The sequence below is a fragment of the Thermus brockianus genome (genome assembly GCF_021462505.1).
GTDB lineage: Bacteria > Deinococcota > Deinococci > Deinococcales > Thermaceae > Thermus > Thermus hydrothermalis.
This window is the reverse complement of sequence record NZ_JAKEDV010000010.1, coordinates 1-11788: the sequence shown is the minus strand read 5'-3', so window position 1 is coordinate 11788 and position 11788 is coordinate 1. Positions and strand designations below refer to the sequence as shown.

Sequence of the window (11788 nt, the reverse complement as noted above, 5' to 3'; positions counted from 1 at the left end):
AAGAGAAGGGTATAAGGCGTCAGAAAAAGTAAGGGAGCGATTCTCATGATTTAGAAAAAGGGGGCTATGGCCTGCGGCCATAGCCCCTTTCGGCTTTTATCGGGCTACAGGCAACCCCGTGGCCCGGCTAATCTGCCTGGCTGCCTCGTCCAACGCCTCCTTAGCCGTCTTGTACTTCCCAGCAAGGAAGTCCGCTTGGATGGCGGTCATGATCTGCCGCGCCTCCTGGAAGTACTGCGTGCCCCTCGCGGGCGGGATCCTGCCAAGGGTCCCCAAGATCAGTTGCCAGATGGGTTGGTTGCCCCAGTAGGGTTGGGGTTGCTTAACGTAGGGATCGTTCAACGCCGGAAGGTAGGAGGGAACTAAACCGTACTCCTTGAGCATGGTGATCTGGCCTTCTGTAGTGGCCAAAGCGTGCTTGACAAAAGCCCATGCGGCCTCCTTGTTCCGGCTGGATGCGGGGATGGCCAACGCGGAACCGCCCAGGTTGGCCGCCCGCACCCCACCTTTGGTAGCGGCAGGCATCAAGTAAACACCCCACTTCCCGCTCTGATCAGGGGCATTCGTACGGATGGTCCCCTCGTACCAAGCACCAAACATGGCGCTGGCCACGGCTCCCGCCTTGATGTACTGAATTTGCTCGTTCCAACCCCCAAAGGCCACTACGCCTGCGTCCACCAGCTTCTTGATGGTATCCAAGGCGCGCACGCACCCCGGCTGGTTCACTGTAACCGCAGTGCCTTGGTTGTTGAAGTAGAAGCAGCCATTCTGGTTGGCCAGCATGCGGAACCACTCGTCGTCCTGGCCGTTGGCGATGGTGCCCATCTTCACCTTGCCGCCGGTGGCCTGAAGCATGCGCCTACCAGCCACAATAAAGTCATCCCAAGTCTCTATCTTGCTGGGGTCAACGCCAGCCTGTTGGTAAAGGTCCCTGCGGTAAAAGATTACCACGGGACCAGAATCCCAGGGGATGGCGTAGATCCGGTTCCCCATGGTGAGCTCGGTCCACTTGAACTCGGGAAATTCCTTTCTCAAGTTGGCCGCACCAAGCCCAGCTAGGTCCGTGAAGCAGTTGGGGAAACGGCTCCAAAACACTTCCGCCTCGTTGTTTTCTACCGAATAGACATCGGGCAGATCCACCCCACCAGCGGCGCACCCCGCCAAGCCCCGGTCAAAGACCTGCTGGTTGCCCAGGTCCACCACCTTCACCTTCACGTTGGGATAAAGCTTGTTGAAGCTCGGAATGGTGGCTTCCAAAGCCTTGGCAGCAATGTCCCAGCTCCATACGGTAATCTCGCCGCGCAACGAAGGGTTCTGCGCCAAAGCCAACCCCAAAAGGGTTGCCAACGCCATTAACCTCACCCTCATGGCTCCTCCCTTTCACCCCTAGAGGGGTGTTCTCACCCTACTATTAGCTATGTTCTTTTGTCAAGTGTGGGTTTTAGATGCTCTGCGCAAGCAAACGAAATCTGCCAGAATATGCCTATGCCCACCCTCGAGGCCGAAGCCCGTCGGGCAAAGATCCTAGAACTCCTTAAGGACAAGGGGCAGGTGCGCGTGGCCGAGCTGGCCAAACTGCTGGGGGTTTCCCAGGTCACGGTCCGGTCAGATCTGGACGCCCTGGAACGAAGCGGCCGTCTCAGGCGGCTACGGGGTGGGGCGGTCCTTTGGGAGGCCCGTCGTGCGGAGCTTCCCTTAGAGATCACCCGTACCCTTCACGCCCGGGAAAAGGAAGCCATTGGCAAAAAGGCGGCAAGCCTGGTCAAAGATGGGGACGTCATCCTCCTGGATGTGGGGTCCACTACCACGGAAATGGCCAAAGCCCTCTCTCCCAACCTGCGGGACGTGGTGGTCATCACAAGCGCCCTCAACATCGCCCTGCTTCTGGAAAGCCATCCAGGCATAACGGTCATCGTCACCGGAGGAAGGCTTAGGCCCCTGCAACATTCCCTGGTAAACCCCTTCGGCACCCTCCTTCTGGAAGAGCTCAACGCCGACAAGGCCTTTCTGGGGTGCAACGGCGTCCACCCGGAGCGGGGCTTCACCAATACCAACCTCGAGGAGGCGGAGGTCAAGAAGGCCATGGTCCGGGCTGCCAGGGAAGTGTATTTCCTAGCGGACCACTCCAAGCTCCTCCAGGTGGCCGCAGCCCGCATTGCCCCCCTCGAGGCCGCCACCGCCCTCATCACGGACCGCAAAGCGGGAAAGGAAACCTTGGAAACACTTCGCCAAGCCGGGCTCCGGGTGGAAATCGCCTAAGTCCTACCAAGCCACTCCGGGCGGCACCAAGGGCTCCAGGTAAACCAGCTCCACCACCTGCCGCGACCACAGCCTTTCGCCCTCCCAAGCCTCCCCCACCAGGCGGTACGCCCCCGGGGGAAGCGTTCGCAAGGCTTCGGCCACCTTCGCAAGCCGCTCCTGCCCTTCCAAGGAGCTTTCCCAAAGCTCGCCCAGGCTGAAAAACCGCCGCACCTCTCCCCCCGCCAGCGCCACCTCGCCCTCCCAAAGGGGCAAAGCCGCCGGCCCCTCCAGGGCCAGGACCACCCGCAGGGTAAGGGAGCGCTCCAGGTCGTTCACCAGCCAAGCCTCCCACAGGGGCACGCCGCCCACCCCTAGCCGCTCACGGTAGGGCACCAGGGAAAGGAGAACAGGGCTACTCGCCTCCTTAAGGGCGTAAAAGCCCTTCTTGGGGATGCGCTCCACATCCAAAACCGCCCAGGTAATCCCCTCCCAGGGCTCGGCGAAGAGGAACTGGAAGTAGCCCACCACCTTCCCCTTGGCCCGGCGGTAGGCGTGGATGGCGAAGGAAAGGAGCCGGGCTTGGTAGGCCTGGGAGTTTTCCACGAAGCTTTCCAAGGACGTCCCCATCTCCACCCCCGCCACCCGGAAAGTTTCGTGGGGCTGAAAGTTGTGGTAGGCCCACACCTCCCACTTCGGGGGCCAGGCGGCCTCCCCCAAGACCCGGCGCAAAAGCTCCGCCCGGGGAAGGGCCTGGGCCCCAAACTCCGAGGGCAGCGGGGCCCCCGGCAGGGCCAAGAAGTCCCTGAGGTGCCCCCAGTACCACCCGGGGTAAGGGTGCTCCCGGAAATCGGAGGCCTCCTTCACCAAGCGGCTCGGGTCCTGGGCCCGAAGCTCCGCCGCCAAAAGGGGTCCCAAGGCGTGGCGGTTATGGGTGGGCTCGTTTTGGGCGCACCAAAGGTAGATGGAAGGGTGCGCCCCGTAGTGTTCCACCATGGCCCGCACCTGGCGCACCGCCTCTTCGGCGAAGGCTTCGTCCGGGGCATAGCCCCACTGCAGGGGAAAGTCCTGCCAGACCAGAACCCCTTCCCGGTCGCACACCTCGTAAAAGACCGGGTGGGTGAGGTGGGCGTGGACGCGAACGGCGTTGAGCCCCGCCTCCTTCATCAAGGCCACGTCCTTCTCCGCCAAGGCCTGGGAGTAGGCGGCAAGCCACTGGGTGGGGATGTGGTTGGTGCCCCGCAGGAAAAGCCGCCTCCCATTTAGGAGAAGCCAGCCCTCCCCATCCCAAGCCAGGGTGCGGAAACCCAAGGGTGCGGAAACCCGGGCCTGGGCCAGTTCGGCCTCGAGGCGGAAGAGGTGGGGAAAGCCCCGCTCCCACACCTCCCAAAGGGGCATCTCCGGCAGGTCCCACACCACCTCCCGGTACCCTCGCCCCGCATCCCCCCGCAGCTCCACCTCCTTGGTCCACACCTCCCCGGGGAAGTTCTCCGGAAAAAGGCGGAGCAAAACCCGCTCCGCAAAAAGCCTCGGGGCATCCAGAAGAAGCCGCACGAGGAGCCGCCAGCCCCCGGGCCTGGGGTGGAGCCGATGGGTGAGGTGGAGGAGGGCCACCTCCTCCCGGAAAACCACCTCCACCCCACCCCATAGCCCCCCCGTGCCCCGTTCCTGCCCCCGGGGGCTAGTCCCCCCGGGCCGGCAGTCGTGCTGGCCCAAAACCCCCTTGATCTGCCGCTTAAAGCGGGGCCACTGGCCCAAGGGCTCTTTGGGGGCGGAAACCCGCAGGTAGAGCTCCTTCCCTGGGGGAAGCTCCAGAAGCCAGGGGAAAAAGTAGCCCTCGTGCCTCCCCAAAAAGCGGCCCTCCAGCCAGGCCTCCTGGTAGTAGTCGCCAAAGGAGCGCAGAAACCGCCGTGGACCTCCCTCGGGCAGGGCGAGGCGGTACCAGCCCACCTCCGCCTCCAGGCCCTCGAGGGTCCACTGGTGGGGCAGGGCCACCTCCCGCCAGCCCTCCTCGGGGAGCGCCTCCGGTTCCCTTGCCGGGTGGGCCAAGAAAAGGGCGCTTTTGAGCCTCATTCCCGCACCTCGTGGGGAAAAAGGGCGGCGAGCAGGTAGGCGAGGAGGATGGCCACCCCGGGGATCACGGAAACCAAAAACCGGAAGGCAAGGCCCGTGTTCGGCCCTGGGTTCTCCCCGCTCACGTAGCCGAAAAGGGGGCCCAGGAGGGCGAAGGCCAGGCCCACCAAGGCCCCCGAGGCCCGCCCCAGAAGGCCCACCAGGCTGTAGTAGGCCCCTTCCCGCCGGGTACCGGTGCGCTCGGCGTCCAGGTCAATCACCTTGGCCATGACCACCTCCCCCGTGACCCGCACCCCGGCGAAGCCCACCCCCACCAGGGCCCCCACCAGGAGGGCCGACCCTAGTCCCTGGGGCAGGAAAAGGAACAGGGCGGCCAACCCCATGACCAAGTGGGCAAGCCGCCAGGCCCGCTTCCCCCCTAGCCGCCTGGCCAGTAAGCCCCAAAGGAAGACGGAGGGCAAGGCCACCAGGAAGACGGCGGCGAAGAGGAGGCTGGTGGCCGCCTCGGGCAGACCCAGGCTGTGCTTGGCGTAAAAGGCCATCCCCGTCTGGATCACCGTGCGCCCGAACTCAAAGAGGAGGCCCACCAAGGCCGCCACCCAGAAAGCCCGGTTCCCCAAAACCAGGCGGAAGGAGGCCCAAAGCCCAAGGGGACTCCCCGCCCTAGGGTCTTCCTCCACGCCCCTCAGGAAAAGGGTAAAGGCCAGCGCCGCCAGGAGGGCGAAGAGGAGGGCCATGCCGCCAAAGCCCACTTGGGCGTAGACCAAGGGGGCGAGGGCGATGCCGAAAATGAGGCCGAAAAGCTCCGTCCCCCGCTTCCAGGCGGCGGCCTGGGCCCGCTCGCCCAAGCCCCGAAACACCTCGGGGAAAAGCGCCCCGTAGTTGGTCCAGACCACGGTGGCCAGCGTTTCGTAGAGAAAGATGGCGAAGGCGAAGTAGTAGGGGAGCACCCCGGGGCTTTTGGCCCAGCCCGGCACCCAAAAGACCAAGAGGTAGGCCAACAGGAAGAGGGGAACGCCCACCCAAAGCCAAGGACGCCGCCGGCCCCAGGGGGTCTTGGTCCGGTCGGAAAGGTGGCCAAAGAGGGGGTCGTTGATGGCATCCCAAAGGGCGTACACCCCCCGGGCCAGGGCGTAGAAGGCGGCGGAAAGCCCAAGCCGCTCCAGGTAAAAGAAGGCCAAATAGGTGCCGAAGCTCTCGGAAACCAGGGTAAGGCCGAGCTGCCCCGCCGCATAGCGCCAAGGCTTCATAAGACCTCCCGCACCGCCGCCCAGGTAAGGGGATGAAACTCCGCCAGGACCCGCCGCACCTCGGGGTGGGCGAGGGCGAAGTAGTCCGCCTCCCGGCTAGGCCAGTCGGGAAGGGCCCGGCCTTCGGGGGTGGGAAGGGCGCTGTGGTGCACCAGGTAGTAAAGCCCAGGAGGCAGGTGGGCCAGGTTCAGGTAAAAACCAAGGCGCTCCTCGGGGGGGGCGCCGTAGGCGTCCAGGAAGCGCACCTTGGGGTAGGGGGATTCCGCCAAAAGCCGCTCCAGCTCGGGGAGAAAAGCCTCAGGTACCCCAAGGCCCTCGAGGCCATCCGGCACCAAGGGCACCAGGCCATGCGCCTCGGCCAGGCGCAGGTAGATCTCCGCCAGGTCGGGCCGGAGCACCGCCCCTTGGTGGCTGTCCAGGTGGGTGGGGGAAAAGAGCCTCTTGGCCGCTTCAATCTGCGCCCGAAGCTCCCTTTCCACCTCCTCCGCCCGGGCCCGCCGCCAGAGGTCCTCGAGGGTGGCCGGAAAGTAGCCCGCCTCGTCCCTAAGGCTCTCCCCCCCCGTCAGGGGGCGGAGGCGGGGTGCCGCCCACTCGCTGGTGAGGGTGAGGTGGACCCCTAGGTCCACCCCCCGCACCTGGGAGGCCCAGGCCCCCGGAACCATCACGCTCCCCGTGGGCAGGCCTAGGGCGAAAAAGGCGGCGTTCTGGGCGTGGGTTAGCCCCAGGTCGTCGTGGTGCAAGAGGAGAACCCGCCGCCCCTTTAGGCCAAGCCGCTCCAAAATGTCCATGAAACGCCCCCTTTCCTTATGCCCGTAGTTTACAGGAAAGGGGGCAAACGCTTAGGCCAAGGCCAGCGCCACCAGCCGCCGAAGGAGTTCGGGGTAAGGCAACCCGCCCGCCTCAAAGAGCCTGGGGTACATGCTGGTGGGCGTGAAGCCGGGAATGGTGTTCACCTCGTTCAGGTAAAGCTCCCCATCCGCCAGGAAGAAGTCCACCCGGGCCATGCCCCGGATGCCGAGGAGGCGGTAGGCCTTTAGGGCCAGCTCCTGCACCGTTTCCTGGGTTCCCGGGTCCAAAGGGGCGGGGATCAAAAGCTCCGCCCGGCCCGGGGTGTACTTGGTCTCGTAGTCGTAAAAGGGGGCCTGGTAGCGCACCTCCCCCACGGGGCTCGCCTCGCCCAGGAGGTTCCCCAAAACGCCCACCTCCAGCTCCCGCACCCCTTCCAGAGCCTTTTCCACCACCGCCTTGACGTCGTGGCGGAAGGCTTCCGCCAAGGCCTCTTCCAGGTGGGCGTAGTCCTCCACCCGGGCGATGCCGATGCTGGAGCCGGTGTTGGCGGGCTTCACGAAAAAGGGCGGCTCAAAGGGGATAAAAGGCCTCTCCCCCCGGTAAAGGGCCACCCAGGGGACCACAGGGATGCCCGCCTGGGCCAGGACCCGCTTGGACAAATCCTTATCCATGCAAAGGGCGCTCGCCGCCACCCCCGCCCCCACATAGGGCTTGCCCAAGAGCTCCAAAAAGCCCTGCACCGTCCCGTCCTCCCCGAAGCGGCCGTGGAGGAGGGGAAAGACCACCTGGTACCGGTCCCAGTCCAGGGGAGGCGGAAAGGGATAGCGGCCCTCGGGCGCCACCTTAGCCTCCAGGGCGGCCTCCGCCTCCTTCCCCAAAAGCCAGCGCCCATCCTTGGCGATGACGGCAAGCTCCGTGGGAAAGGGCATGTGGCGAAGGACGCCCTCGGCGGAAAGCAGGGAAACCTCGTGCTCCGGGCTTTGTCCCCCGGCGAGGAGCAAAACGGTGGGCTCGGCCATACCCCAAGCTTAGCGGTTTTCCCGCAGGTCCAGGCCGTTAAAGCGGTCGGCGCAGGGGAGAAGCCCCCTCTCTGCCCAGCAGAGCACCGCCTCCTTGGCCGCCTCCAGCACCCTTTCCAAGAGGGGAAGCTCCTCGGGGGCGAAGGGGGAAAGCACGTAGGCCGCCCCTAGCTCCTTGGCGGGGGGCTTGCCGATGCCCACCCTTAGGCGGTGAAAGGCCAAGGTGCCCAGGGCCTCGGCGATGGAGGCCACCCCCCGGTTCCCGGCGGGGCTTCCCCCCGCCTTTAGGCGCAGGCGGCCCAACGGGAGGTCCATCTCGTCGTGGACCACCAGGATGCGCTCTGGGGGGATTTTGTAAAAGCGGGCCAAGGGGGCCACCGCCTGGCCCGTGAGGTTGTAGTAGGTGAGGGGTTTCAGAAAAAAGCCCCGCTCTCCCCCCACCTCCGCCTCGGCCAAAAGGGCCTCCCCCTTCTTGCGAAAGGATAGGCCCAGCCGGTCCAAGACCATGAAGCCCACGTTGTGCCGGGTATGGGCGTAGCGCTCCCCCGGGTTGCCCTGCCCCACCACCAAGAACATGGCCCTAAAAGAAAGCGGGGAGCCCAAGCCCCCCGCCCCCAAGGGGGGAGGCTAGGCCTCCTCCTCCTCCTTCTTGCCCTTCTTGATGACCTCGGGCTCGGCGGGGGCCTCCGCCGCCTTGGCCGCCAGGCGCTCCACGTCCTCGGGGGGCACCACGGCAGCGATGGTCTCCTCGGGGGAGATGGCGAGCTTTACCCCCTCGGGCAGCTTCAAATCGGCGGCGTGAAGGCTATCCCCGATGCCGAGGCCGGAAACGTCCACCTCAATGTACTCGGGGATGTTGCGGGGGGAAACCCGCACCAGGATGTCCCGGTGCACCTCCTGGAGCACCCCGCCTTCCCGCACCCCTTGGGGCGTACCCACGAAGCGAAGGGGCACGTACATCTCCACGGGCTCGTCGGAGAGGACGTAAAAGTCCACGTGCTCCGGACGGCGGCGGCGCTTGTCCAGGTTCACCTGGCGCACCAAGGTGGGCAGCTCCTTGCCGTCAGGAAGCTCCAGGACAATCACGTGGTGGATGGAGGCCTGACGGAAGACCTTGTCAAACTCCCCCAGTTCCACGTAGACCTTCTGGTTCAGGCTCTTGTTGTACATGACCCCGGGGAGCTTCCCCGCGCGCCTTAGCGCGGCGGGCTTCTCCCCCTCCCGGTAATAGGCCTTTAGGCGGTACTCCATGGCTCCTCCTCGCACGCAAAACCCTGCCCCCCAAGGGGCGCACAAAGGAAAGCTTACCACATCCCCCTAGATGAGGGCACTCACCGATTGGTTGGTGTGGACGTGGCGGATGGCTTGGGCGAGGAGCTCGGCGGTGGAAAGCACGGTGTAGCCCCCGTCCCTGAGGGGGATGGTGTCCGTGAAGACCACCTCCCGGATGGCGGGGTGGGCTAGGTTTTCCCGGGCCTCCCCCACCAGGACCGGGTGGGTGGCCATGACCACCACCTCGGGCAAAGCCCCCGCCTGGAGAAGCGCCTCCACCCCCCGCCGGATGGTCCCGCCGGTGGAGACGATATCGTCAATGACGAGGGGCCTTTTCCCCTCCACGTCCCCGATGACGTAGGTGACGGAGGTTTCCTTGGGCCCGTGGCGGCGCTTGGCCAGCATGGCCAAGGGTAGCCCAAGCCGCTCGGCAAGCCGCCTGGCCTCCTCCGCCCGGCCAGCGTCGGGGGAGACCACCACGGCGTTTTCCGCATACCCCTTTTCCTGCAGGTAGCGGGCGAAGAGGCGCACGGCGGAGAGGTGGTCCACGGGGATGTCAAAGAAGCCCTGGATCTGGGGGGCGTGGAGGTCTATGGCGATGACCCGGTGGACCCCCACCCGCTCCAAAAGCCCCGCCACCAGCTTGGCGCTCACGGGCTCGCGCCCTTCCGTCTGCTTGTCCTGGCGGGCGTAGCCGAAGTAGGGGATGACGGCGTTGATGCGGCCGGCGGAGCTCCGCCTTGCGGCGTCCGCCAGGAGGAGGAGTTCCATGAGGTGCTCGTTCACCGGGGGACAGGTGGGTTGGATGAGGTAGACGTCGTCCCCCCGGACGCTCTCCAATAGCCGCACCCGGATCTCCCCGTCGGGGAAGCGGTCCACCAGGGCCTTGCCCAAAGGCACGCCTAGGGCCTCGGCGATCCTTTGGGCCAAGCCCGGGTGGGCGTTACCCGTGAAGAGGCGGATTTGCATTGGAACCCCCCTCTTAGTATACGAGGGCCCGGGCCAGGAGGCCGAGCCGCCTCGAGGCCTCCCGCAAAAAGGCCTGGAAGTCCCCTTCCGCCCCCTCCCCCGCCCCGTCCGTCACCGCCCGCACCAAGGCCATGGGGTGGCGGAACCGGTAGGCCACCATGAGGGCAGCCGCCCCTTCCATCTCCACGGCGTGGGCCCCGTGGAGGGCGCGAAGCCTTTCCGCCTCCTTCCGGTCCGCCAGAAACCGGTCCCCCGTAGCCACCACCCCCCGCCTCGAGGGCAGGCCCAGGGCCAAGGCCGCCCCTTCCGCCCGCTCTAAAAGGTGGGGGTCCGAGGGGAAAAAGCGCACCCCCAGGGCGGTCTCCCCCGGGGCCCGGCCAAAGGGGGTGAGGTCCACATCCCACTGCACCGCCCGCTCCGCCAAAAGGAGGTCCAGGGCCCTAAGCCCGGGGTCCAAGGCCCCCGCCACCCCCAGGAAGAAGCTCTCCTTGGGAGCGAAGCGGGTGAGAACGTGGGCCACGGCCATGGCCGCCGCCACCTTGCCCACGCCCGTTTCCGCCACCAAAACCCCCTCGCCCCGGTAAAGGGGAAAGGGGGCTTCCAGGAGCACCCCCGCCCCCAGGGCCTCCCGGATGGCCCCCGCCTCCTCGGGCTCGGCGGCGAAGAAGGCCGTCACCGCCCCTCCAAGGGAACCGTGGGCTGCACCCGAAGCCCCGCCTTCAGGACCCTTTCCGCCCAAGCCTTAGCCCCTTCCAGGTCGTGGTCCCGGTAGTTGCCGCACTCCCTAAAGCTCGCCCCGGGAATGGGCCCCTGGTGGAGCAAGACGTCGCGCAGGGCCCTCTCCAAGGCCACCAAGACCCGCTCCTCGTCCAAGGGGCCTTCCGCCACCAGGTAAAACCCCGTCCGGCACCCCATGGGGGAAAGGTCAATGACCCCTTCCAGGTGGTCCCGCAGGTACCCGGCCAGGAGGTGCTCCAGGGTGTGGAGGCTGGCGGTGGGAATGGTTTCCCGGTTGGGCTGAGCGAACCGCAGGTCGTACTTCTCCACCACCCCGCCTGCCAAGGGCTTCCTGCCCGCTAGGCGCACATAAGGAGCCTGGACCTTGGTGTGGTCCAGGGCGAAGCTCTCCACCTCGGCCATGCCCTCATTACACACCATCTCGGGGGAAAATGAGGGCATGCAGAAGCCCAAACTGCAAAGCGCCTCGGAGCTTGCCGCCAAAGCCCCCCCGCTCAAAGGGGTGCCCACGGGGGTAAAGGGCCTGGACGAGCTTTTCTTCACCCTAGACCCCACCACCCTCAAACCCAAACCCCTAGGGGGCTTTCCCCAAGGGGCGGCGGTGCACGTCACCGGGGTTTCCGACACGGGGAAGAGCCTTTTGGCCGAACAGTTCGCCCTTAAACAGGCGGAACGGGGCGAGGCCGTGCTCTTCGTCACCACGGAAACCCCAGCCCCTCTCTTGGTTCAGGGCTTGAAGCTCCGGGCCAGGGCCATGGGGCTTAAGGAAAAGGTCCTGGAGAACGTGCTCATCGCCGATGCCGCCACCTATACCGCCCTTCGCGAGGACCTCCAGGCCCTTTTCGCCACCCTCGAGGAAGGCCTTGCCCAAAACGCCCGCCACCTGGTGGTGGACTCCCTCACCGGGCTTTACGAGGCCAAGGAGATCGCCGCCCGGCAGGTGGTGCGGCAGGTGTACGCCTTCAGCAAACGCCACGACCTCACCGCCGTCATGGTCAGTCAGAAACGCTCCGGCCACGAAGAGCTTTCCGCCGAGGCCGCCGGCGGCTATGCGGTGAGCCACATCTTGGACGCCACCGTGGTCCTGGCCAAGCTCCTGGTGATGAACCCCGCCCAGGCCAAGCTCTACCGGGTGCCCTTGGGGGAGGTGGTGCGCTTCCTGCGGATAGACGGGTGCCGCCTCTCGGGCCACGACACCCGGACCCACTACCTTCACATACGTCCAGAAGGGCTCTTGGAGGTGGGGCCACCCCTAGGAAACTAACTTGGCAAGACACATATAGATTGCTATAATGGCAGAAAGTAGGAACCTATGATACTCCCTCCTCGGTCGCCCAACCCCAAGGAGCTAGAACAGACTTGACCGATGTGCGGCCTTGGGGTAAAGAGGGGGCATGACCCTACGCGAGGCCTTGTCCCAAGTCCCCGACCCCAGGGCCC

The 11788-nt window shown here is 65.8% G+C and carries 12 protein-coding genes; 2 read left to right on the top strand and 10 right to left on the bottom strand.

All coding sequences use genetic code 11. The features are described from left to right. Window positions 1-96: 96 nt before the first annotated feature. Entirely contained in the window at window positions 97-1353 is a 1257-nt protein-coding gene (locus LXN00_RS10990; RefSeq protein ID WP_234508204.1) for an ABC transporter substrate-binding protein, read from the bottom strand. 132 nt (window positions 1354-1485) lie between these two features. Here LXN00_RS10990 and LXN00_RS10985 point away from each other — a divergent pair, with 132 nt between their 5' ends. Further along, window positions 1486-2259 carry a DeoR/GlpR family DNA-binding transcription regulator gene (locus tag LXN00_RS10985; RefSeq protein WP_234508202.1) on the top strand — a complete coding sequence of 258 codons (774 nt, stop codon included), beginning with the start codon at window positions 1486-1488 and terminating at the stop codon, window positions 2257-2259. A gap of 3 nt (window positions 2260-2262) precedes the next feature. Here the strand turns inward: LXN00_RS10985 and LXN00_RS10980 are convergent, their stop codons facing one another. From LXN00_RS10980 to LXN00_RS10940, 9 genes are all read right to left on the bottom strand, one after another. Beyond that, a complete protein-coding gene (locus LXN00_RS10980) occupies window positions 2263-4311 on the bottom strand; it encodes a glycoside hydrolase family 2 TIM barrel-domain containing protein (RefSeq protein ID WP_234508200.1) in 2049 nt (682 codons plus the stop codon). Further along, window positions 4308-5561, bottom strand: a complete 1254-nt coding sequence (locus tag LXN00_RS10975; RefSeq protein WP_234508198.1) for an MFS transporter — start codon at window positions 5559-5561, stop codon at window positions 4308-4310. The genes LXN00_RS10980 and LXN00_RS10975 overlap by 4 nt, the downstream gene beginning before the upstream one ends. Continuing rightward, on the bottom strand, window positions 5558-6349 hold the full coding sequence (locus tag LXN00_RS10970) for a ChbG/HpnK family deacetylase (protein WP_234508196.1): 792 nt from the start codon (window positions 6347-6349) through the stop codon (window positions 5558-5560). Before LXN00_RS10970 ends, LXN00_RS10975 begins: the two co-directional genes overlap by 4 nt. Window positions 6350-6400: 51 nt before the next feature. Next, window positions 6401-7369, bottom strand: coding sequence for a D-alanine--D-alanine ligase (gene ddl / locus LXN00_RS10965; RefSeq protein WP_234508194.1), 969 nt, complete (start codon window positions 7367-7369; stop codon window positions 6401-6403). Window positions 7370-7378: 9 nt separating this feature from the next. Beyond that, the gene (gene pth, locus LXN00_RS10960) at window positions 7379-7945 is read right to left on the bottom strand and encodes an aminoacyl-tRNA hydrolase (RefSeq protein WP_234508192.1); all 567 of its coding nucleotides are present in this window, start codon (window positions 7943-7945) and stop codon (window positions 7379-7381) included. Between the two features lie 51 nt (window positions 7946-7996). Beyond that, window positions 7997-8620 carry a 50S ribosomal protein L25 gene (locus LXN00_RS10955; protein ID WP_234508190.1) on the bottom strand — a complete coding sequence of 208 codons (624 nt, stop codon included), beginning with the start codon at window positions 8618-8620 and terminating at the stop codon, window positions 7997-7999. 66 nt (window positions 8621-8686) lie between these two features. Further along, the gene (locus LXN00_RS10950; protein ID WP_234508188.1) at window positions 8687-9610 is read right to left on the bottom strand and encodes a ribose-phosphate diphosphokinase; all 924 of its coding nucleotides are present in this window, start codon (window positions 9608-9610) and stop codon (window positions 8687-8689) included. Window positions 9611-9623: 13 nt separating this feature from the next. Beyond that, window positions 9624-10286: a 5'-methylthioadenosine/S-adenosylhomocysteine nucleosidase gene (gene mtnN / locus LXN00_RS10945; protein ID WP_071677337.1), complete on the bottom strand. Its 663-nt coding sequence runs from the start codon at window positions 10284-10286 to the stop codon at window positions 9624-9626. Next, on the bottom strand, window positions 10283-10750 hold the full coding sequence (locus LXN00_RS10940) for an S-ribosylhomocysteine lyase (RefSeq protein ID WP_071677336.1): 468 nt from the start codon (window positions 10748-10750) through the stop codon (window positions 10283-10285). The genes mtnN and LXN00_RS10940 overlap by 4 nt, the downstream gene beginning before the upstream one ends. Before the next feature lie 37 nt (window positions 10751-10787). Here LXN00_RS10940 and LXN00_RS10935 point away from each other — a divergent pair, with 37 nt between their 5' ends. Beyond that, window positions 10788-11612 carry a KaiC domain-containing protein gene (locus LXN00_RS10935; RefSeq protein WP_071677335.1) on the top strand — a complete coding sequence of 275 codons (825 nt, stop codon included), beginning with the start codon at window positions 10788-10790 and terminating at the stop codon, window positions 11610-11612. Window positions 11613-11788: the final 176 nt, after the last annotated feature.